The 21,878-nt window shown below is 59.3% G+C and carries 15 protein-coding genes; 5 read left to right on the top strand and 10 right to left on the bottom strand.

Annotated elements, in window-relative coordinates; genetic code table 11:
• Positions 1 to 9: 9 nt before the first annotated feature.
• The gene (locus AC1DIG_RS01550) at positions 10 to 387 is read left to right on the top strand and encodes a response regulator (protein WP_054597203.1); all 378 of its coding nucleotides are present in this window, start codon (positions 10 to 12) and stop codon (positions 385 to 387) included.
• A 437-nt stretch (positions 388 to 824) separates the two neighbouring features.
• Here the strand turns inward: AC1DIG_RS01550 and AC1DIG_RS01545 are convergent, their stop codons facing one another.
• Complete coding sequence (locus tag AC1DIG_RS01545; RefSeq protein WP_477765833.1) at positions 825 to 1,880, bottom strand: tetratricopeptide repeat protein; 1,056 nt, start codon at positions 1,878 to 1,880, stop codon at positions 825 to 827.
• Positions 1,881 to 2,055: 175 nt separating this feature from the next.
• Here AC1DIG_RS01545 and AC1DIG_RS01540 point away from each other — a divergent pair, with 175 nt between their 5' ends.
• From AC1DIG_RS01540 to AC1DIG_RS01530, 3 genes are read left to right on the top strand one after another with little or no spacing between them, the layout of a single operon-like run.
• A complete protein-coding gene (locus AC1DIG_RS01540) occupies positions 2,056 to 4,191 on the top strand; it encodes an FUSC family protein (RefSeq protein ID WP_477765832.1) in 2,136 nt (711 codons plus the stop codon).
• Complete coding sequence (locus AC1DIG_RS01535) at positions 4,181 to 4,381, top strand: DUF1656 domain-containing protein (RefSeq protein WP_103314531.1); 201 nt, start codon at positions 4,181 to 4,183, stop codon at positions 4,379 to 4,381. Before AC1DIG_RS01540 ends, AC1DIG_RS01535 begins: the two co-directional genes overlap by 11 nt.
• Positions 4,382 to 4,385: 4 nt before the next feature.
• Positions 4,386 to 5,351: an HlyD family secretion protein gene (locus AC1DIG_RS01530; RefSeq protein WP_477765831.1), complete on the top strand. Its 966-nt coding sequence runs from the start codon at positions 4,386 to 4,388 to the stop codon at positions 5,349 to 5,351.
• Positions 5,352 to 5,471: 120 nt separating this feature from the next.
• Here the strand turns inward: AC1DIG_RS01530 and AC1DIG_RS01525 are convergent, their stop codons facing one another.
• The 9 genes from AC1DIG_RS01525 to AC1DIG_RS01485 form a co-directional block, all read right to left on the bottom strand.
• The gene (locus AC1DIG_RS01525) at positions 5,472 to 6,893 is read right to left on the bottom strand and encodes an efflux transporter outer membrane subunit (RefSeq protein WP_477765830.1); all 1,422 of its coding nucleotides are present in this window, start codon (positions 6,891 to 6,893) and stop codon (positions 5,472 to 5,474) included.
• Positions 6,890 to 10,069, bottom strand: a complete 3,180-nt coding sequence (locus AC1DIG_RS01520) for an efflux RND transporter permease subunit (RefSeq protein WP_477765829.1) — start codon at positions 10,067 to 10,069, stop codon at positions 6,890 to 6,892. Before AC1DIG_RS01520 ends, AC1DIG_RS01525 begins: the two co-directional genes overlap by 4 nt.
• A gap of 15 nt (positions 10,070 to 10,084) precedes the next feature.
• Complete coding sequence (gene mexE / locus AC1DIG_RS01515; protein ID WP_477765828.1) at positions 10,085 to 11,338, bottom strand: multidrug efflux RND transporter periplasmic adaptor subunit MexE; 1,254 nt, start codon at positions 11,336 to 11,338, stop codon at positions 10,085 to 10,087.
• A 275-nt stretch (positions 11,339 to 11,613) separates the two neighbouring features.
• Complete coding sequence (locus tag AC1DIG_RS01510; protein WP_477765827.1) at positions 11,614 to 12,069, bottom strand: DUF805 domain-containing protein; 456 nt, start codon at positions 12,067 to 12,069, stop codon at positions 11,614 to 11,616.
• A 15-nt stretch (positions 12,070 to 12,084) separates the two neighbouring features.
• Positions 12,085 to 12,435, bottom strand: a complete 351-nt coding sequence (locus tag AC1DIG_RS01505) for a DUF4190 domain-containing protein (RefSeq protein WP_477765826.1) — start codon at positions 12,433 to 12,435, stop codon at positions 12,085 to 12,087.
• Positions 12,436 to 12,739: 304 nt separating this feature from the next.
• On the bottom strand, positions 12,740 to 13,063 hold the full coding sequence (locus tag AC1DIG_RS01500) for an isochorismate lyase (protein ID WP_477765825.1): 324 nt from the start codon (positions 13,061 to 13,063) through the stop codon (positions 12,740 to 12,742).
• Positions 13,064 to 13,099: 36 nt separating this feature from the next.
• The gene (locus AC1DIG_RS01495; protein WP_477765824.1) at positions 13,100 to 14,326 is read right to left on the bottom strand and encodes a histidine decarboxylase; all 1,227 of its coding nucleotides are present in this window, start codon (positions 14,324 to 14,326) and stop codon (positions 13,100 to 13,102) included.
• A 27-nt stretch (positions 14,327 to 14,353) separates the two neighbouring features.
• Positions 14,354 to 16,189 (bottom strand): (2,3-dihydroxybenzoyl)adenylate synthase, encoded by a 1,836-nt coding sequence (locus tag AC1DIG_RS01490; protein ID WP_477765823.1) that lies wholly within the window; start codon positions 16,187 to 16,189, stop codon positions 14,354 to 14,356.
• 25 nt (positions 16,190 to 16,214) lie between these two features.
• A complete protein-coding gene (locus AC1DIG_RS01485; protein ID WP_477765822.1) occupies positions 16,215 to 17,390 on the bottom strand; it encodes an isochorismate synthase in 1,176 nt (391 codons plus the stop codon).
• Between the two features lie 133 nt (positions 17,391 to 17,523).
• Here AC1DIG_RS01485 and AC1DIG_RS01480 point away from each other — a divergent pair, with 133 nt between their 5' ends.
• Complete coding sequence (locus AC1DIG_RS01480) at positions 17,524 to 21,864, top strand: amino acid adenylation domain-containing protein (protein WP_477765821.1); 4,341 nt, start codon at positions 17,524 to 17,526, stop codon at positions 21,862 to 21,864.
• Positions 21,865 to 21,878 lie beyond the last annotated feature (14 nt).

Raw genomic sequence — 21,878 nt, 5'->3', positions numbered from 1 at the left:
AGGCTTCCCATGAGTGAAGATGCACAAGACGTCGTATTGATCGTTGAAGATGACCCCTCGATCCTGATGGTGCTGGTCGCCTATCTGTCGGGTGAAGGCTATCGGGTTTTGCAGGCTGTAGATGGCGAGCAGGCTTTCGAAATTCTCGCGAGCAAACCGCACCTGGATATGATGATCACCGATTACCGTCTGCCCGGTGGCATCTCCGGCGTACAGATTGCCGAGCCTGCGGTGAAGCTGCGACCTGAACTCAAGGTGATTTTCATCAGCGGTTACCCGCAGGAAATTCGTGAGTCCGGCAGCCCTATCGCGCAAAAAGCGCCGATCCTGGCCAAGCCGTTCGATCTGGACGAGTTGCAGGTCTTGATGCACGAAATGCTTTCGTAAGCCCCATTCAATACCCCGAGCTGCCGAAGACTGCGATCTTTCCAGGATCAAAGATCGCAGGCTCAGGTGTATCGAGGTGATCCAGTGCACGATTCACCGCGTAGGCAAGCTTAAACACCCGTAGCAGCTGCCGAGCCTGCGAGGCTGCGTTCGAGGACGAAGTCCTCGCCAATCCTGCGCACGCGGTTTACCTGACAGAACGTGTTGCATGATTTTACGACTGCTTCGCCCGAGCGCGGACCGAGCCGAACGCAGCCTCGCGGGCTCGACAGCTGCTACGGGGGCGGCCCTGTAATTGGCTGTTTGATCGTTCCCACGCTCCCGCGTGGGAATGCAGCCCGTGACGCTCCGCGTCACTGGACGCGGAGCGTCCCTAGAGGCATTCCCACGCAGAGCGTGGGAACGATCAGTGCTTTCCTGTCGAATCTTGTGGTCTTTTAGAGTCCCTGCTGCAACGCCGGATCATCCGGATTCATCTGCTCAAGTTGTGCCAGCAGCACCTGAACGTTCTGCAGCTGGCCACTTTCCTTCCAGTAGTTGATCAGTAGCACCCGGGCCTTGCGGTCGGCCGGGTGGCGCTGAACGATTTCCTGAAGCTGCTTTTGTGCGGCTTCGAGTTCTTCCTGGCCGTGCAACGTGGTGGCCAGGTCGTAGCGGTATTCCTTGTTGTCGGGCGCAAGTTCCACTGCTTTTGAAAGGCCGAGCAAGGCAAACTCGCTTTGCCCGTGATGCAGCAGCCACAGCCCCAAGGCATGTTGCAGATAGGCGGAGTCAGGTTGGGCCTTCAACTGCCTGGCGAGCATTTGTTGGGCAGCATCGGCCTGGCCCTGTTTATCCAGGACCTCGATCTGCATCACCAGCGCCGGCAAGTTGCCCGGGTCCAGGCGCAAGGTCTGATCGAGCGCTTGTTGTGCTTCTTTCAATTGGGCGTTGTGCAGGTGCAGGCGAGCCAGTTGGTATTGGGTCTCGGCGGTTTCTGGCTGACTGTTAAGCGAGTGCTCATACTCGTCGATGACCTGCTGCAAAGGGCCGAAGTACAACCCCAGATCATCCGGCGAAAGCCCCAGCAACGCGTTCGCGGTGGCAAAACGCACGACTTGCTCGTGGTCGTCGAGCAATGGCCCGAGCAACAGGCTGCGTTGGCCGTTGGGCACCAGCCCGACGATGCTTTTGATCGCCGCCTGGCGAACCTCGGCCACAGGGCTTTGCAGGTCGGCGTCTGCCAGTTTCAGTGCCTGCGGGCTCGGGTAATTCGCCAGTTCGGCATGCAACAGGACACGGCGCGTGTCCGACAAGTCCGGACGTGCCAGTTGCTGATAGAGCACTCGCGCCGCACCGGGTTGGCCGTTGCGGGCCTTTTCCATGGCGTCGTGATAGCCCTGCTTGATGGCGGGGGGCACCTCTGGCGTCGTACTGCGCAGAGAAAACCAGGCAATGCCGACGGCAAACAAAACAAGCAGGCTGATGAGCAGGTAGCGGCGAGGCATGGGCATGCAGGAGTCCGGAATCTGACAGCGTTTGCAAAGCTGCCAGCATCGGTCAGCTGGCGCTGCGAGTCAAACCCGGGAAGTGGTTCAACGCATACTGGCGTGTTCAAGCCGAGCTGAAACCTCTCCACGTGGCATTGCAGTGACTACGCTTGCTGGAGATGGCTCGACGAGCATTCTCATGCAAGCATTGTTGCAGTACTTCAAGGCGATTCTCCACCCCGGCCCCGGGGTGTTGCTGTTTGCCATGAGAACGATCACCGCCGGGTTGTTGACACTGTACCTGGCCTTTCTGTTTGACCTCGACCAGCCCAAATGGTCGATCATGGCCGTGGTCATCGTCAGCCAGCCACTGGCCGGCATGGCGCTTGCCCGCAGTTTTGGCCAAGTCATCGGCACCACGCTGGGCGCGGCCGTGGCCGTGGTGATCATGGCGATCTTCCCTCAGGCGCCGGTGCCTTTCGTGATGACGTTGTCCCTGTGGCTGGCACTGTGCACCGCCGGTGGCACCTTGTTGCGCTACACCAGTTCTCAGGCGTTTGTGCTCAGCGGCTATACGGCGGTGGTGGTGGGGCTGCTGGCGGTCCCTGATCAGGACGGCACCTTTCTGCTGGCCGTGACCCGCGTGACCGAGACGTTGCTGGCGGTTGCCTGTGTCTGTGTGGTCAGCCTGCTGACCGCGCGTCCGGAGGCCGTGGCCAAGGATTACTTTGCCAGGATCGATCAGGTGATCAAGCTGCTGGCGACCCATGCCAGCGCCGTCATTCGAACCGAAGAAAGCGAGGCCGACTTCCACCGTCGGCAAATGCAGTTGCTTGGGCAGATCAGCGCGCTGGAGGGGGTACGCCGGCATTTGTATTACGACGCGCCGCGTTTGCGCAGTGCCGACGACCTGGTGCAATTGCTTGGCAATCAGTTGCTGTTGCTGACCGCGCGACTCACCGCATTGCGCCATCAGCGCGAGCTGTTGCTCGAGCGCTGGGAAGGCGAGATACCTGGCGAAATCCAGCATTTGCTGAACGAAGAGCTGACCTTTCTCGATGAACTGGCTCGACAGGGGCGCGCGCTGTCCAGCGAAAAGCGGCACCAGTTTGCGGCGTTGCAACAGCGTTTCGATGCACTGGCCTACCGCTCGGAGCAACTGACCGAGCCCTTGAAGGCCACCTTGCGCTCGCTGTCGTGGTCACTGCGTTGGGAACAGGCGCGAATGCTGCAGCAGCTTGAAACGATTCTGGAATTGAGCGACGCGATCCAGAGCGGACGCAAGGCCAGTAGCGTTTTTCGCGGTCAGGCCAATCCGCTGCACCTGGATTTCACCCTGGCGACGATGAACGCCATCCGCGCGTTCTGCGCACTGATGGTGGCTGGCCTGATATGGATCGAAACCGGTTGGGATGGCGCCCGGGCCGGGATGATTGTGGCGGGGATCCTCTGCTCGTTGATGGCGACGTTTCCGCGCCCATTGTTGGCTGCCCAGAGCTATGCCCGGGGCTTGGGGCTGGCGGTGGTGGTGTCGGCGGTGCTTGAGTTTGCTCTGGTGCCGATGATCAGTAACTTCGAACTGTTGGCCCTGTTGCTGGCGCCATTGCTGTATGCCGTCGCGGTGGGGTTGTCCAGTCCGCCGACCACGGGGACGGGGATCGGGCTGGGATTGTCGACGTTTCTGTTATTGGGCCCGCAGAACACCGGGTTGGGGCAGAACACCGCGATCCAGTGGTTTGAATTTGCTGGCGCTTACACTTGCGCCACCGTTCTGGCGTTGAGTGTGTATGCCTTGATCTTCCCCTTCAGGCCTGTTCTGCGTATTCGCCGACTGCATCAGGAGAATTGCGAGCAGGTCTATGCCTTGCTGAAAAAACCGGCCACCGATGAAAACCAGTTTGCCTTCGAGAGTCGTCTGGTCGACCGTCTGACCACGATGCTGGGACTGTTGCCAGCCATTCAGGACAAGCCCGCGCGCGACCTGTTCGAGGTCAGCCTTGGCTGCCTGGCCCTGGGCATTGCCTTGAACCAGCTCAGGCAGCAGGGGCAGAACAACGTGCTACTGAGCTCGCAGACGCAAACCCGAATGTTCGACACCGTTCAGGAAACCGGGCGGCTGGTCGCCGGTCGGCCGAACATCGAAGTGGATCGCGTGATCGACAGCCTGCACGCCTTGGGCGATGAACTGGACGCGCTGCACTGCAGCGTCCATGAACACCTGTGGTCAGTGTTTCGCATGCGCGTGGCGTTGTTGATCGTGGTGTCGTTCCTGGAACGCCACCGTGGTCACTTTGAGCCTGTCACCTTGCAAGGAGTACCTGCGCTTGACCATTGATCTGGAAATAGGTGGTGTCTATCTGCCGCCGATTGCCCAGGCGCTGCTGCTGGGCTTGCCGATTTTCCTGGTGCTGGACTGGATCCTGCGGCGCCTCGGCGTGTTGCAGTTCGTCTGGCATGAAGCCTTGTTCGAAGGCGCGTTGTACGCCTGCGTGTGCGCGATGTTGATTCTGGCGATGGGAGCCTGATGCCTTGAAGAAGATCCTTGCCCAACTCTCGACACTGGCGGTAGTCGTGCTGGCTCTTGTGCTCGGCTGGTTTGCCTGGGAGCACTATACCCGCGCACCCTGGACCCGGGACGCACGGGTGCGTGCCGATGTGGTGACCTTGTCCGCCGATGTTGCGGGACGCATCGTGCGCCTGGGTGTGCAAGATAACCAACATGTGGAGAAGGGGCAGTTGCTGCTGGAAATCGATCCCTCGCGTTACGCCCTGGCGGTGGAACATGCCAAGCGTTCGGTGGAAGTGGCGAAGGCCTCACTGGGGCAATCGCAAGCCACCATCGTTGCCAGCCAGGCGCTGCTCAAGCAGCGTCAAAGCGAGGAGCTGCGTCGACGGACCCTCAAGGAGCGCATGGCGGTCTCTGGCGAAGAGTGGGAAAAATCCAGCACCGAGGTGTCGGTGGCCCAGGCTGATTTGCTGCGCAACCAGGCCAACCTGGGTTTTGCCCAGGCCAACGTGCAACTGGCCATCGCCGCATTGGCCGAGGCTGAACACGATCTGGAGCGCACCCGGGTCGAATCGCCGGTCAGCGGCTACGTCACCAATCTGCTGACCCGGCAGGGCGATTACGCGACCGCGGGCGGTCCGCTGGTGGCGTTGGTAGACAGCGACTCGTTTTATGTCAGCGGCTACTTCGAAGAAACCAAACTGCCACGAATCGCGGAGGGTGACCGGGTCAATATCGAATTGATGAGTGGCGAACATTTTGGCGGCACCGTGCAAAGCATTGCCTTCGCCATTGCCGACCGGGAAAACCTGCCCGGTGGTCGTTTGCTGGCCAATATCAACCCGAGCTACACCTGGGTCAAACTGGCGCAGCGAGTGCCGGTACGGATTCAGATCGACACCGACTACGCCGGCAAAAACACGCTGCGTGCCGGGACCACTGCTACGGTGACTGTCCAGGAAACCCGCAAGTCCGACGATCACCGCTAACACAGGGGAGTGTGGGGAGTCACCAAAGTTTGCAGGCAAAAAAAAGCCCCGCGACCGAATGAGGCACGGGGCAAAGAAATTGGTTGGTTGCGGCCAACCAAAGGAGCTCTTGAAAAGGGGTTACCTGCTGGCGACCGTCTCGGGTTGCCAGCCACCGCCGAGGGCCTTGTAGATGGCGACGATGCCACGGTAAAGATCAACCTCGGCCTGGGCCTGGGAATCTTCAGCGGCCAGGCGCTCACGTTGCGCGTCGAGCAGCACCAGGAAATCCACGGTGCCTTCGCGGTAGCGAATTTGCGCGAGGTCAGCTGCGGCACGGCTCGACTCACTCTGACGAATCAGCGAGATCAGGCGTTGCTGACGTTTACCGTAATCGGAGAAAGCGTTCTCCGATTCTTCCAGCGCTAACAACACTTGCTGCTCGTAGGTTGCCAGGGCGCCTTCGGCGTTAGCATCGGCTGCCCGCAAGCGAGCGCGCACGCTGCCCAGGTCGAAGGCTGCCCAGGTAATACTTGGGCTGAGCGCCCAGGCGCTGGCTGCCGACGAGCCGATCTGCGAACCACGCCCGGCGGTGAAGCCGAGGAAGCCACTGAGGCTGACCCGTGGGAACAGATCGGCCTTGGCCACACCGATTCGCGCAGTGGCGGCGGCCAGCTTGCGTTCGGCACTGCGGATATCCGGACGGCGTTGCAGCAGTTCACCGGGGTCACCAATCGGCAAAGCCTTGGCAATCGCCGGCAAGTTGGCCGGGCTGAGGTCGACGGTCAGTTTGTCTGGCCGTTCACCCAGCAAGGTGGCGATGCGGTTGCGTTGACGCACCTGCACCTCTTGCAGCTGCGGCACGCTGGCTTCGACGGAGGCGAGGCGGGCATCGGCGCGAACCACATCGAGCTGATCGCCGACGCCGGCATCACGCAGGCTCACGGTGATCTTGCTCGACTCTTGCTGGTTCTGCAGGTTGGCCAGCGCGATTTTTTCCCGCAGTTGTGCACCGCGCAGTTGACCGTAAGCGTCCACCAGTTCGGCAATCATGCTGACTTGCAGTTGGTGCAGATCGGCTTCGGCGACTTGCTGATCGGCATCGGCGGCTTCCAGGTTGCGCTGGATACGCCCGAACAGATCCACTTCCCAGGCCATGTCCAGGCCCAGGTCATAGCGCTCGCTGTTGACGCGCTTAGTGGTCTGGCCGGGAATCTGGCCCTTGGCCAAATCGCTGCTGGCACGGCTGGTGACGTTGGGCGTGGTCTGGGTGGCCGCGTCATCACGAAACGCACGAGACGCTTTCAAGCGGGCATACGCCACTCGCAGATCACGGTTGCCCTGCAACGACTGGGTCACCAACTGATTGAGGACCGGGTCGTCGAACTGCTTCCACCAGATACCTTCGAAGCGTGCGCGGTCGAAGTTCTTCTGACCGTTGGCGCCGTCGGTGGCGGCCGTGATGTTGGCCGCCTCGGTAGCTGGGGTCTTGTAGTCCGGGCCGACGGCACAGGCACTCAGGGCCAGTACCAGCAAGCTCGGCAGGAAGGCTTTCAGACTCATTGTTGCGCCTCCAGTTTCAGGGCTTTGGCCGCTTTGCGGGCATCGCTGCGCTCCACAAAACGACGGATCAATACGTAGAACACCGGTGTCAGCAACAGGCCGAAGAAGGTCACCCCGAGCATCCCGGAGAACACCGCTACACCCATGGCGTGACGCATTTCTGCACCGGCACCGCTGGAGAACACCAGAGGCACCACACCCATGATGAAGGCGAAGGAGGTCATCAGGATCGGCCGCAGACGCAGACGGCAGGCTTCCAGTACCGCGCTGAGCGGGTCCAGGCCTTCCTCTTGCTTGTCCTTGGCGAACTCGACGATCAGGATCGCGTTCTTGCAAGCCAGTCCCACCAGTACGATCAAGCCGATCTGGGTGAAGATGTTGTTGTCGCTACCGGACAGAATCACCCCGGTAATCGCCGACAGCAGGGTCATCGGTACGATCAGGATCACCGCCAGTGGCAGACTCCAGCTCTCGTATTGCGCGGCCAGTACCAGGAACGCCAGCAGTACGCAGAGCGGGAACACGAACAGCGCGGTGTTGCCGGACAGAATCTGCTGGTAGGTCAGGTCGGTCCACTCGTAGGTCATGCCGTTAGGCAGTTCGTCCTTGAGCAGTTTTTCGATGGCCTGTTGCGCTTGGCCGGAGCTGTAGCCAGGGGCGGCGGCACCGTTGATTTCAGCGGTGATAAAGCCGTTGTAGTGCATCACGCGGTCCGGGCCCGAGGTGTCGCTGACCTTGATGAAGGTCGCCAGCGGGATCATCTCGCCTTTGTTGTTGCGCACTTTCAGCTGGCCGATCTGATCCGGTTCGAGGCGGAACTGCTGCTCGGCCTGAACGTTGACCTGATAGGTGCGACCGAAGCGGTTGAAGTCGTTGGCATACAACGAACCCAGGTAGATCTGCAGGGTGTCGAAGATGTCGCTGACGGCCACGCCGTGGGTCTTGGCTTTTTCGCGGTCGATGGCAGCATCGACCTGTGGCACGTTCACGGTGTAGCTGGTGAACAGCCCGGCCAGTTCCGGCACGCTGCGGCTCTTGGTGATGATGTTCATGGTTTCTTTGTACAGCTCGTCATACCCCAGGTTGCCCCGGTCTTCGATCTGCAGGCGGAAACCACCGATGGTGCCCAGGCCCTGTACTGGCGGCGGCGGGAAGATCGCCATGTAGGCTTCCTGAATCCCGGCGTACTGGCCGTTCAAGGCACCGGCAATGGCACCGGCCGACTGGCTCGGGTCCTTGCGCTGATCGAACGGTTTCAGGGTGACGAACACGATGCCGGCGTTAGGGCTGTTGGTGAAGCCGTTGATCGACAGGCCAGGGAAGGCCACCGCGCTTTCTACGCCCGGCTGTTTCAGGGCCAGGTCGGACATGCGCTTGATCACATCTTCAGTGCGGTCCAGGCTCGCTGCGTCCGGCAGTTGGGCGAAGGCCACCAGGTATTGCTTGTCCTGGCCTGGCACGAAGCCGGTTGGCGTGTTCGAGAAACCGAGGAACGTCAGCGCCATCAGGCCGGCGTACAGCAACAGGGCGATGCCGCTGCTGCGGATCACACGAGCCACGGTGCCCACGTAGCTATGGCTGGCACGATCAAAGAAGCGGTTGAACGGACGGAACAGCCAGCCACCGAAGATCCCATCGAGGACTTTCGAGAAGCGGTCCTTCGGCGCGTCATGGCTCTTGAGCAACACGGCCGCCAACGCTGGCGACAGGGTCAGCGAGTTGAAGGCCGAGATCACCGTGGAGATCGCAATGGTCAAGGCGAACTGTTTGTAGAACTGCCCGGTCAACCCGGAGATGAAGGCCGCCGGGATAAACACGGCACACAGCACCAGCGCGGTGGCGATGATCGGTCCGGTTACTTCACGCATGGCACGTTTGGTCGCTTCGACCGGTGTCAGCCCGAGGCCAATATTCCGTTCGACGTTTTCCACCACCACGATGGCGTCGTCGACCACGATACCGATGGCCAATACCAATCCGAACAATGACAACGCGTTAAGCGAGAAACCGAACAGGTGCATCACGGCGAACGTACCGATCAACGATACCGGTACTGCCACCAACGGAATGATCGAGGCGCGCCAGGTTTGCAGGAACAGGATCACCACCAGCACTACCAGAATCAGTGCTTCGAACAGCGTGTGCACCACAGCTTCGATGGAGCCGCGAACGAAAATCGTCGGGTCATACACGATGCTGAAGTCCATGCCTTCGGGGAAGCTCTTCTTCAGCTCGGCCATTTTGGCGCGCACTTCGTTGGAGATCTCGATAGCGTTGGAGCCCGGACGCTGGAAGATCGGGATCGCCACGGCCGGTTGGTTGTTCAGCAGGGAGCGCAAGGCGTACTGGCTGGAGCCGAGTTCGACGCGAGCAATGTCCTTGAGGCGAGTGATTTCACCGTTTTCGCCAGAGCGAATAATGATGTTCTCGAACTCTTCCTCGGAAACCAGGCGACCTTGGGTGTTGACCGAGAGTTGGAACGCGGTGGCGTTCGGCGCAGGCGGCGCGCCCAGGGCACCGGCGGCGACCTGACGGTTCTGCTCACGAATCGCGTTGACCACATCGGTCGCAGTCAGGTTGCGCGAAGCGGTTTTGTTCGGATCGAGCCAGACCCGCAGCGAGTAATCGCCCATACCGAACAGTTGTACGTCACCCACGCCGCCCAGCCGCGCCAGTTCATCCTTGATGTTGAGCAGGGCGTAGTTGGACAGGTAGAGCATGTCGTAGCGTTTGTCCGGCGAGGTCAAGTGCACAACCATGGTCAGGTCAGGCGAGGCCTTGTCCACCGTGATACCGATCCGGGTCACTTCGGCCGGCAGCTTGGGCTCGGAGCGGGTGACGCGGTTCTGCACCTGCACCTGAGCGTTGTCCAGGTCGGTGCCCAGCGCAAAGGTGATGGTCAGGGTGATCTTGCCGTCAGCGGTGGACTGCGAGGACATGTACAGCATGTTCTCGACGCCGGTGATGGCTTGCTCCAGCGGAGCGGCCACGGTTTCACCGATGACTTTAGGGTTGGCACCCGGGAAGTTGGCGCGGACCACCACAGTCGGTGGCACGACTTCCGGGTATTCGCTGATCGGTAACTGGAACAGCGAGATGCTGCCGGCGATCAGGATCAGCAGCGAGAGCACCGCTGCGAAGATCGGCCGTGAAATGAAGAATTGGGAAAAATTCATCGGAGTTGTCGTCCCTTAACCGCGTGGAGTCGCAGCGGCGAGTTTCACAGCCGTACCCGGCGCAACCTTGGCAGGTGCGACTTGGGGCAGGTTGCTGGCTTCAAGCGCTTGGCGTTGTTGAGCGAGGGCCGCGAGGGTTTCCTGGCTGGCCATCGGGATCACTTCAGGCGTCACCGGGGAACCCGGACGCACCCGTTGCAAGCCCTTGACGATGATCGTGTCGTCCTTGTTCAGGCCGCTGCGCACAATGCGCAAACCTTCGATCTTCGGTCCCAGTTCGACGGCGCGATAAGCCGACTTGTTGTCGGCGTCCATCACCAGCACGAACTTTTTACCCAGGTCGGTACCGACGGCTTCGTCGTTGATCAGCACAGCGGAATAGGTCCCGCTGCCCACCAGTTTCAGGCGAGCGTAGAGGCCGGGGGTGTATTCGCCCTTGCTGTTGTCAAACACCGCACGACCACGGATGGTGCCGGTTTTCGGGTTGACCTGGTTGTCGACGAAGTTCATCTGGCCCAGGTGTGGGTTGCCTTCTTCATTGGACAGGCCGAGGTAAACCGGAGTGGTTTGACCGCGTTGGCCCTGGCGGGCGAGCTGGGTGTACTTGAGGTACACACGCTCATCGGCGTCGAAGTAGGCGTAAATCTTGTCGGTGGAGACCACGCTGGTCAGCGCGGTGACATCCGCAGTGACCAGGTTGCCGGCGGTGATTTCCGCACGGCTGACACGGCCGCTGATCGGTGCGGTGACGCGGGTGAAACTGAGGTTCAGCTTGGCCAGGTCCAATTGCGCCTGGAGGGCGCCGACAGCGGCACGGGCTTCTTGGGCGGCGCTGCTGCGCGAGTCGGCCAGCTCGGCAGAAATCGCATTGCTGGTGCGCAGGCGCTCACCGCGTTGGGCTTCGTTTTCGCTGCGGGTAGCATTGGCGCGGCTCTGGGCAACCAGGGCTTCGAGGCGGCGGACCTCAGCCTGGAATGGTCGAGGGTCGATCTGGAACAGCAAATCGCCCTTTTTCACAAGGGCGCCTTCGGTGAATGTGACTTCGTCGATCTGGCCTGACACCCGAGGACGAATCTCGACGGTTTCCGGTGCTTCGAGGCGGCCGGTGAAATCGTCCCACTCGTTGACCGGTTGTTCCAGCACCTTGGCCACGCTGACTTTGGCCGCAGGCATGGCGGCAGCGGTGCCTGGGGTTTTGCCGCAAGCGCTCATCACCAGCATGGCCAAAACGGCCAAGGGGAAGCGCAAATGTTTGAATGACTGTTCCATGGATGCATCCGCCACTGTATTGAGATGGGCGGATGATGCTCGGAGGGGCTGTATCAAACGAATCGAATGAGGCAAAGGTAACTATCATTCGGAATGATATAAGCGCGAAGTAAGCCCTCTAGCATGGGGTTTTTGTTAGGTGGCTATCAATTGGCTCAAGCGCAATTCAGTGTTGCGGGGAGTGCAAAGATCGGACGGATTGTCAGGAGGGTCAACTGATATAAGCAAAGAGACGGCCATTGCGGCCGTCTCGATAAGCGTCTTGTGTACCAGGTTCAGTTGATCCCTTTTGGGTTCGGCCCGAAACGGTTGTCGCCAGGCTGACTGTCCTGGGCCATGAAGACAATGTTCACGATAGGTAGCAAGATCCACCAGCCACTACGGTTAGTGTCGTGCATCCGGCGAACGGCTGCCGCCAGACCAGGAAGAAACACGGCAAGGCTATAAAGGTTGTAAATGTACCCTTTACCACCCAGCAAGGCCTCAATAACGATGAGCCCTAAAGAGACCCCGAGGTTGATCAGAATAAACATCCAGTATTCGCGACGGCTGGCGCGGCCTTTAAACTCGGCATATTTCTTGAGCACTTCAAGGTACGGGTTGCCGGTTTCCGGTACAGCGCTTGACGCTGGACGTGTTGGCTGGAACGCCTGAGGTGCGCCACATTGCGGGCAGGTCGTAGCAGTGCTGTGAATTTCCTTGGCGCAACCACGACAAAAAACCATGCTCATATTTTTTCCCTAAAATTAGTCAAACGACAGTCCAACAAAAATAAACGTCGCAATAGCCGATAAGACGACACCGGTGATCGCGAGGTTATTTCCTGATTTTTTTTGGTTAATGCTGATGATGCCGCAAATCAGACCTGTGACGGAGAGGGTTCCCAGTCCAATGAGGGTATCTCTATCCCATTCAGAGTCATCAAGCAGGCTGAGTACGCAGAGGATGCCTAATATTAACGAGAGGATGGCCAGCCACGGTGAACCAACGTCACTCGTTGCAGCTATGGCAACGTGTTGGCTCGCGCCGCATTGGGGGCACGTTGGGGCCGTCTCGTGAATTTCCTTGGCGCACGCACGACAAAAGACCATTGCCATCGTTTTCCTTAACGTCTAATGCTAAATACCCGCCTCATTATCGACCAGACCTGGAAAAAATTTAGGATTATTTAAAATAAATTTTGGCAGGGTTTACTCACTGCTACTGGAGGCTGTCCAGCATCCCCGATGCTGATTGAGCAAACCGTCGCGATCCAGCTCGGCGCTGCCTTGATGGCGTGGTCACAAGCCGGCCAGAGAACGCAACATTGAAAGTGCAGGGCGCCCCTCTCTGGCGCCCTGTCAGAAGCACAAACTCTGAAACGTTTACACAGTAGACCTGGTCATACGCTCATCAATGGGCTTATGCGGTATTTCGGTCGGAATAGGTTTCTTGCCAGTGCAGAATCTGCTGTTGGATATTCCAATGAATAATGTGCTTGTAGAGTTTCTCGACGAAGGCCACTTCGAACCCGGCGGCGACTGCCCACTCGCGACGGTCTTCGAGCATCGCCGCGACCCGCTCTGGAGCGGGGATAGCCCGTTCATTGGCTTTGAATTGCGCAGCGGCTTTTACATAACCCAGGCGTTGTTTCAAGGACTCAAGGATCTGGCGATCATAAAAATCGATGCCTGCCCGAATATCATTGAGGTTTTCGCAGGCTTCAGGTGTTTTAAGTGGCGACATGGTGCTTGTCTCAAGGTGTGTTGAAAATAGCCAATTTCAGATGACGTCGAATCGGGGGCAGGTCTCCCTGACGGAGTTTGAAGGTCGTCGCTCATTCCCCCCTTGTTTGACATGCGCCCTCCCAAATTGCCAGGCATCTGTCTCAATCTCGGTAATGACCTCATCGATCAATGTGTCGATCATTAAGTTGTCGTGATGATGGGGTGTCGTTATCAAGTGCGCTGTATCGCCAGATACCGCCAGGCAATATTTCTTCGCAATCCTCTGCGACGGACAAGGGAACACGACGGTGATGGAGTTCTCGTTGCGCCAGGCATCAATGCCCGCAGCCTGGAATCGATCCACCGCATACTGCGCTTTTTCCAGGCAGTGGTGGATACGCTGGCGCCAGTCAGCGAACGAGTGGCTACGCAGTGCCGCCCACATCATCAACGGTGTATGGCCATTGCGCGAGCCGCTGATGGTTTTGTCATGGGCCAGGATGTAGTCCACTTCCACCGAGATGCGCGCAACGTCCTTGCGTTTGGCCACGACGATCCCGCAAGGAATGGGTGAGCCGATCATCTTGTGGCCGGAAACGCAGATCGAGTCGATGCCATCGGCGAACGAGAAGGGCTGTGGGTGATCGACGAAGGGCAGGATCATCCCGCTCAGCGCCGCGTCTGCGTGCAGGTAGTAGTCATGACGGGCAATGCCCGCCTGCTGCAGACGCTGTTGAATGGTGGCGATATTGTCGATCGCGCCGCGCAGGGTGGTGCCGATATTGGCGAAGATGATGGGGTGGCGTTCCTGGTCGGCGGTTATTTTTGCCATCAGGTCGTCGTAGTCGATCTCACCATTGGCCAATGACTCGACTGCACGGCATTTGATCCGTAGCAACTTGACGATCTTTGCTACGGAGTAATGGGTGTCTTTCGAGTAGTACAGGGTGCCGTTCGGGAACAGTTCGCGACCCAGGTAGCAGCCAAACATGTTGCCTTCGGTCCCCCCGTTGGTGACGTAGCCCCAGCTGTCTTCGAGCGCGATGTTGAACAGCTCGGAGAAGTACGTCATGACGTCCTTCTCAAAGTCGAATGAGTTCAACAGGTAGTTGCTGTACTCGTTCCAATCCCCGCAGTTGTTGATCGAAAAGCGCAGGAAGCGATGCAGCTGGGAGTAATCGAAGTCCGCTGATTCGGGGTACCCGATATTGAAGTACTGATTCGTCACGCAGTGCTGCCAGAAGCGCTCAAGCCTGCTTTGGTCGGCAGTGGATAAAGTCATTCCTAACTCCTTTTAGAGGCCGCCCGGTCAGGCGACTTTTTGCTTGGTGTCTACCAGCGACCACCAACTGGCGAGCGTGGGCGAGGTCGCCAGCTCTTCGAAGCTCACCGCGATGCCGCGCTCTTTGAGCTCCGCAGCGAGCTTCATCACCCGCAAGGAATCAAGGCCGTAGAAAATCAGGTTTTCCTCCGGGTCCAGGTCTTCACAGTCCTCGACAAGTTGCAGTACGCGGGTGTGTAACCAGGCACGGGTGGTTTCCGCCGCCAGGAGTTGGCGTAGTTGCTTTTTGTCGATCTTGCCGACTGCGGTCAGGGGCATGGTCTCGATGAGCCGGATGCGATCGGGGAGTTTGTATTCGGCGATGCCGAGTTCCATCAGGTGGCGTCTCAAGGCGGGTGGTTTGAGATTGGGGTTGCGGGTGACGACGAAGGCGCAGCTCTTTTCCCCCAGTCTGTCGTCGGGCATGGCCACCAGGCCGGCGTGGGTCACGTCCGGGTGGAGGACGATGAGGTTTTCGATTTCCTCCGAGGCGACTTTTTCGCCACCGCGGTTGATCTGATCCTTGACCCTGCCGACGACCCGTAAATCGCCTGTCGGTGTGAGTTCAACGAGGTCGCCGGAATAGTAGTAACCCTCATTGTCAAACGCCTGGGCATTCTGCTCGGGGCTTCGGTAATACCCGCAGAACGTGTAAGGACCGCGAGTGGCGAGCATGCCAAGCTCGCCGTGGGGGACGGGAATGCCTTGTTCGTCGACGATTTTGATTTCGTCATCCGGGCAGATCGGACGGCCTTGAGTGGTGAAGATCTGTTCGTCAGAGTCGTCCAGGCGGGTGTAGTTGATCAGGCCCTCGGCCATGCCGAACACCTGTTGCAACTTGCAGCCGAGCACTGTGGGAACCTGGCGCGCCAGCGAGTCGGCGAAACAGGCGCCGCCGACCTGGAGGAATTCCAGCGATTGCAGTTGCTCTTTGTGCTCCGGCGCGGCCTGCAACCACAAGGCGACCGCACTTGGAACCAGGGCCACGGTATTCACTTCATGGCGCTGAATGATCGAAAAGCAAGTCGTCGGCTCCGGGCTCGGAGCCATGACAATAGTGCCGCCGGCATACAGGACACCCAGGGCGCCGGGCGAGCTGAGCAAGAAGTTGTGCGCCGCAGGCAGGGCGCACAGAAAGCGCGTTTGTGCAGTGAGCTCGCATACTTGCGCACTCGCCCGAGCGTTGTAGTGATAGTCGTTATGGGTGCGCGGGATGAGTTTGGGGGTGCCTGTACTGCCGCCCGACAATTGGAATAGCGCCACTTCGCCCGGTTCGCTGGGGGAGAAGTCCACGTGGTGCTCACTCGGGGTTTTGATCCAGCCGGCGAGGTTGTTTTCGTGACGCGGCTCGCCCAGCAGCAGGGTGATTTCGGGGCTGGAACCCACTTCCTTGAGGTCTGTGATGTAGCTGTCGTCGCGAAAGACTTCGTGCTCGCGAGAGGCGATCAGCAACCTCGGCATGATTTGTTGGGCGTAGCTCTTGAGTTCGAGTTTTCGATGGCTGTAGAGCGCGTTGAGGGGCGCAATCCCGGCCTTGAGCAGCGCGAACAAGACAATGTAAAACTCCGCAATATTGGGCAATTGCACCAAGGCGGTGTCGCCTTTGCCAAGCCCGCTGGCCGCCAGGCGCGATGCCAGGTTGGACGACAGCTGCTCCAGGTCGGCATAGCTGAAACGACGATCACCGCAAATGATCGCCGATGCGTGAGGTTGCGACTGGCTGCGTGCCTGGAGAATGTGTGTGAGTGGTTGGTCGAGCCAGTAGCCTTTTTCCCGATAGCGCTGTGCTCTGTCGAGGGGCCAGTGATTGAATTCTATAGTCATGATGGTCACTACTGAAAAGTTCGTATTAGTGGGCCAAACCGCATGCGCGCAGCATGGTGCCGAGCTTGGTCTGGACTTCTGTCCATTCGGAGTCGGGGCTCGAGGCTTCGACGATGCCAGCGCCAGCGAACAGGCGAACCCTGTTGCGCTTGACGGTGCCGCAACGAATGGTCACCACCCACTCGCCATTGCCTTGGGCGTCGCACCAGCCAACCATGCCGGTGAACAGGCCACGCTCGAAGGGTTCGACGAAGCGGATCAGGCGCCGGGCGCGCTCGGTGGGGAAGCCACAGACGGCAGGGGTTGGATGCAGGCGGCAGGCAAGCTGCAAGGCCGAGACGGTCGGATCCGCCAAGGTGCCTTCGATACGGGTGGAGAGATGCCAGAGTGCGGGCGTGCTGATGAGGGAAGGGCGCTGGGGCACATTCAGCTGTGTGCACAGCTCCCCCAGTTGAGTGGCGATGTCCTCGGTCACGAGGCGGTGCTCGTAGTGATCCTTTTCCGACGCTGACAGCCAATCTGCGTTGCGCCGGTCCGCTTGTGGATCGCTCATGCGTTTGGCCGAGCCTGCCAGCGGGTTGGAAACGAAGTTCAGGCCGTCCTTGTGAACGAGCAGTTCTGGGCTGACGCCGATCAGCGTAGCGCCGTCCGGCATAGGTACACGGAAGTGATAGCCGCTTTGATTCTGGGCCCGCAGATTGTTCTGCATGGCGCCCACATCCACATCCTGCGCAAACACCAACTCACGTTGCACCGAGAGCACCGCCTTGCGCACGTCACTGTGGCGGAAGTTGACGATCGCGTGCTCTACCGCACGTTTGAAACCTTGCTCATCCGGTATGTTTTTTTGCTCGATCAGTTCAGGCAGTGCTGCTACGCCTGTCCGTACGGTGGCGCTTCGTGCTCGCCATTCGGCGTGTTCGGGAATATAGAGGCAAGAGGCTTCAGCAGGATCGAAGGGGATGGCGCCGACGATTATCGGGTTGCTCTGACCGGCCTTGCGCGCCCGGTCTAGGGCTTGCATCACGGTTTTCTGGAACAGGCTATTGGCGTTATCGCCGCCAATGGCAGGTGTTTCGATTCGCTGAAGCATCCCGGCGACTGTTAGTTCTCGATCGCCGGAGGTAAATGAAAAACTCTCTTTTTCATCAATAGCTTGCACCTCATCCGTGTCATTTGCTCTTAGGGTGCCCGATCTCATTTGGGGGGAAGCCTCCGTGGCCTATAGGGTGAAAAATTAAGTCTTGAAATATAATCATTATCGTTTCTATTATGGGACGCTAATCATTTAGATTTGTCAATCACATGAGTGAGCCATGAGAGAGTTAACTTCAATGCAAGCCGCCTGTTGGATCGGGCGCGCTGCTCATGCGTCTTTAGGGAGAGTTTCGGCTCATCTTTATGCCGAGTTCGATGGTCGTTCCATTGACCTGGAACGGCTGCGCACGGCGCTTGAACGGGTATGCCGGCTGCATCCCATGCTGCGGGTCCGGCTGAATGCGGACGGCCTGCAATCCATTGCTTCGATGGACCAGTCACCGCAGCTGGAAGTCGAAGATCTACGCTTGATGACCGAGCCGGAAGTAGCGCGGCATCTGCTCTGCAAGCGCGAGGAGTGGACTCATCAGCAGCTTGATCTGGGCCATTGCCCGGGCGTCCGTTTCTCGGTCAGCCTGCTGGCGGACGATGAGTTCCGCTTGCACGTCGATACGGACATGATCGCCATCGACCCATCGAGTTTTCGCACGTTAATCGAAGACCTCGCACGGTTTTATGATGATCCCGACGGACCGGTTCCACACACGCCTTCTTTCTTCGATTGGCACGACAAGGCGCGTACTGATACCTCGCTCAAAGTCGCCCGGGAACGAGATCGCATTTGGTGGCGTGAGCGCCTGGCTGAAATCGCTCCTGCGCCCACATTGCCGTTTCTCGAGGTTCAGCCTGATCAAGCCCGCAGCCATCGATTAAGCACATGGCTTGGCCCCGATGAGCGTCAGGCACTGCAGCGTCTGGCCCGTGAGCGAAGAATGACCCTGTCGACCTTGATGATGGGGCTTTTCGCCGCGGTACTCGGGGCGCAGACAGGGGACCGAAAATTCCGCCTCAACGTGCCCTCGTTCTGGCGTCCGCCACTGGTGGATGACGTCGAGCGGGTAGTCGGTGATTTTGCCAACGTGCTGATTCTCGATGTGGATATCGAGTCGGCCCGCAGCCCTGCAGCCCTTTGCACGCAGATGGCGAAGAGAATGGTCGACTTGCTCGAACATAGCGCCTATCCCGGGGTGAATCTGATGCGCGATCTTTCTCGCCATCACGGTTCGCCGCAACTGGCGCCGGTGGTGTTTACCGCAGCGCTGGACATGCCAGGCGGCGATCTTCTCTCGGAGCGCGTCCGGCGGGTCTTCGGGCCGATGAACTGGGTAATCTCGCAAGGGCCCCAGGTCGCACTCGACGCGCAGATTGCTTGCGCCGACGGCGGCATATTGATCAATTGGGACATTCGCCTTGATGCTCTGCCAGAAGCCTGGGTGTCGAATCTGTTCGATCGCTTCGTGGCGATCGTGCGTGAGGCGGCAGTCTGCTCCGCTGTCCTGGATCAACCGTTCTCTCAGCGCAGGCTGCCGCTGACCGCTCTTCAGCAGGCCTATCTGCTTGGGCGCAGCCCGCAGATGCCGCTGGGCGGCGTGGCCATGCAGGAGTTTCGCGAGTACCGCGGCTCTGTGGATCCTGCTCTGCTGCGAAGCCGTTTGGCCGGGATGGTCCAGCGCCACGAAAGCCTGAGAACACGGATCGATGCGCAAAAACTCGTGCAGTTTGTCAGTGATGAAGTGCAGATAAACCTGCAGGAAGTCGACCTCACGGCTCTGTCGCCAGAAGATGCCCTTGGCTATGTTGAGCAGCGTCGAGAGGCTTATGCGCATGCGCTGTTCGAACTGGATCACTCACCCTGGAATGTCACGGTTTTCCTGCTCCCGGAAGGTCATCTGAGCGTTTTTGTACGCCTTGATGCATTGATTCTCGATGGGCGATCGATCGCAACCCTCATGGTTGAACTGTTCGACGGTGTGGTCGGCGAGGAGCCGTTCACCGAGGTTACGTCCGAGCCAGAAGACCTCGCCCGCCAACGCAAGGCGGATGCCGTTTATTGGAAAGCCAAACTCGCCTCCGTGAGCGGTGCTCCACGTTTGCCGTGGATCACCCCGCTGGACCAGGTGGGCGCTTCTCGCTATGAGCGACAGAGCCTGTTGGTGCCCAAAGCGACGTTCAGCGCGTTCTGCAAACTGGGAGCACGGCAACGGCTGTTCAAGAATTCCGCCCTGATGGCGCTGGTGCTGGAAGTGCTTTCCCACTGGGTCGATGAGGGAGGAGTGTGTGTCGCGGTGCCTGTTGCTCCGCAAACGAGTGGTGCTTTTGCCAATCGCTCAAGCTTTATCGCGGTCAACTGGAACTCCGATCCAGACGGTTTTGCGCAGCGGGCTACGAAGCTGCAAGTCGATGTGCTGGAAGGTTTGCAGCATCTGGCCTTTTCAGGGGTTGACCTTGCCCGGTTGCTGTTCGAATCCCACGGCCCGGGCCCCGTCCTGCCCGTGGTGATCACCAACGGTTTTTCCTGGCCGGTCTCGCCGACGGACAGCCCCATGAGCCTGTGTGGCGGGCTGACCCAGACACCACAGGTGGCGATGGATATTCGCTTCTCGGCCAACGCCGAGGGTGCCTTGGTGTTCGACATCGACTATGCACGCGAAGTACTGGATCCGGCTGTGGTCAGCGATATCTTGAGTGCCTTCGAAAGGGCGATCGGTCAGATCACCGCAAACGGTGTTTTTGCCATTGATGCCCCGGCGATTATCGACAGGCGCCACTACCGGTTGAATAGCCCGGTTACCGAGGCGTGCCACGCTCCGTTTCTCGGGCAGATCGCGAGCAATATCTTTGATCGTAGCAACGCCAGAATCGCCCTCATCAGCGGCGACCGGCAAATCAGCTATGCCGAGCTTGGTGACGGCGTATGTCGGGTGATCGCTGCATTGAAAGCGCGCGGACTTTCTCGGCACGATGTGGTTGCCATATGCCTGCCCCGTAGCCCAGAGCACACGATGGTGACGTTGGCCTGTGCACTGACGGGCTTGATCTGGGTCCCCATCGATGCTTCGGCACCTGAGGAACGACGGCTTTTCCTGCTGGAAAACTGTCGACCTGATCTGGTGGTGATCACCCAGGGCGAGTCTGTCGAGCATCCTTACGCGACACCCGATGAGCTGCTGGCAGCGCAAGCCCAGGTTCCACCGATGCCGATGATGGAGGACCTGTCGTCAAGCGAAGCGCCGGCCTATTACCTCTATACCTCGGGCACCACCGGAAAGCCCAAATGTGTGGTGCTGAGCAACCGAGCCACCGCCAATGTCATTGGCAGCACCCTTGAGCGCTGGGCAGTCACCGAGCGTGATGTGTTCATGTCCGTAACCCCGCTTCACCATGACATGTCGGTTTTCGACGTGTTGGGCTGCCTGACAGCGGGGGCGACGCTGGTACTTCCTGGCCAGGGCGAGGAAAAGGATGCAGTGCGCTGGAATCAGTTGATTGCCCGGCATCAGGTGACGTTGTGGTGTTCGGTGCCCGCCATCCTGGAGATGCTTCTTTCTTGCCGCGCTGCTCATGACTTGAAGAGCCTGCGCCTGATTGCGCAGGGCGGTGACTACATCAAGCCCGCCGTCATTGCCGAGTTGCGCGCGCTGCTGCCGGCTTCCCGGCTGATCTCCCTTGGGGGGCCGACGGAGACAACCATCTGGAGTATCTGGCACGAAATCACTGCCGATGACCAAGTGTTGATCCCCTATGGAAGGCCCTTGCCCGGTAACCGTTACTTCACCCTTGATTCACAGGGTGAGCATTGCCCGGTGGGCGTTGTCGGCCGAATTCACACGGCCGGTGTCAATCTCGCACTGGGCTATCTGGAAAACGGCGAGCTGACACAGAGCGAGTTCGTGACCGTCAGCGATGAACATCGCCAGGCCGTTCGTGCTTTCCGCACCGGTGACTGTGGTCGCTACCGTCGCGATGGCACCTTGATCTTCGACAGTCGGGTCAACGGCTATGTGAAAGTTCGCGGTGTACGGGTGTCGCTCCCGGATATCGAGATCGAACTGATCAATCACCCATCGGTCAGGCACGTGCTGGTCGTGGATTATGGCGAGCAGCGTCGGGGTGAGGTCTGCATCGGTGCGCTGTATGTCGGCCAGCAGGGTGCGGCAGAGCTGACGGCAACCGAGTTGCGCAACTATGCCCGCCAACATCTGCCGCACTCCCATGTACCCACGCGGTTTTTTAGCGTGGATGAGTTGCCGCTGTCGCAAAACGGCAAGCCTGATCGCCAGCGTGCCCGCAGCCTGCTCACTGCGCCGGCGAATGAAGTGGCCGAGCCTGCCGCCAGGATCATCTCGACCAAGAGAAACAAGGTGCTGGACCTCTACTTGAGTGTACTGGGTCGCCCGTTGGAAGACGGGGTCAATGACGCAGTGGATTTCATCAGCCTGGGGTTGCGTCCCCAGCATTTGAAGGCCATTTCGGCGCGGTTCCAGGAAGACTTTTCGGTGGCGCTTTCACCCGGGCAATTGCTGCGCTGCCGCAATGCACACGACGTCGAACGGCTGCTCATGGCTGAAGGTTCGTGAGCGCCTCTGAATAA

This window comes from Pseudomonas sp. 05N431, assembly GCF_056397005.1.
This window is presented reverse-complemented; position numbering and strand designations above follow the sequence as displayed.

Coding starts and splice junctions, on each gene's coding strand:
- AC1DIG_RS01545 (WP_477765833.1), bottom strand. CDS start 1,880: ATGCCCATGCCTCGCCGCTACCTGCTCATCAGCCTGCTTGTTTTGTTT.
- AC1DIG_RS01505 (WP_477765826.1), bottom strand. CDS start 12,435: ATGGCAATGGTCTTTTGTCGTGCGTGCGCCAAGGAAATTCACGAGACG.
- AC1DIG_RS01480 (WP_477765821.1), top strand. CDS start 17,524: ATGCAAGCCGCCTGTTGGATCGGGCGCGCTGCTCATGCGTCTTTAGGG.
- AC1DIG_RS01500 (WP_477765825.1), bottom strand. CDS start 13,063: ATGTCGCCACTTAAAACACCTGAAGCCTGCGAAAACCTCAATGATATT.
- AC1DIG_RS01485 (WP_477765822.1), bottom strand. CDS start 17,390: ATGAGATCGGGCACCCTAAGAGCAAATGACACGGATGAGGTGCAAGCT.
- AC1DIG_RS01550 (WP_054597203.1), top strand. CDS start 10: ATGAGTGAAGATGCACAAGACGTCGTATTGATCGTTGAAGATGACCCC.
- AC1DIG_RS01540 (WP_477765832.1), top strand. CDS start 2,056: ATGCAAGCATTGTTGCAGTACTTCAAGGCGATTCTCCACCCCGGCCCC.
- AC1DIG_RS01525 (WP_477765830.1), bottom strand. CDS start 6,893: ATGAGTCTGAAAGCCTTCCTGCCGAGCTTGCTGGTACTGGCCCTGAGT.
- AC1DIG_RS01495 (WP_477765824.1), bottom strand. CDS start 14,326: ATGACTTTATCCACTGCCGACCAAAGCAGGCTTGAGCGCTTCTGGCAG.
- AC1DIG_RS01510 (WP_477765827.1), bottom strand. CDS start 12,069: ATGAGCATGGTTTTTTGTCGTGGTTGCGCCAAGGAAATTCACAGCACT.
- AC1DIG_RS01520 (WP_477765829.1), bottom strand. CDS start 10,069: ATGAATTTTTCCCAATTCTTCATTTCACGGCCGATCTTCGCAGCGGTG.
- mexE (WP_477765828.1), bottom strand. CDS start 11,338: ATGGAACAGTCATTCAAACATTTGCGCTTCCCCTTGGCCGTTTTGGCC.
- AC1DIG_RS01490 (WP_477765823.1), bottom strand. CDS start 16,189: ATGACTATAGAATTCAATCACTGGCCCCTCGACAGAGCACAGCGCTAT.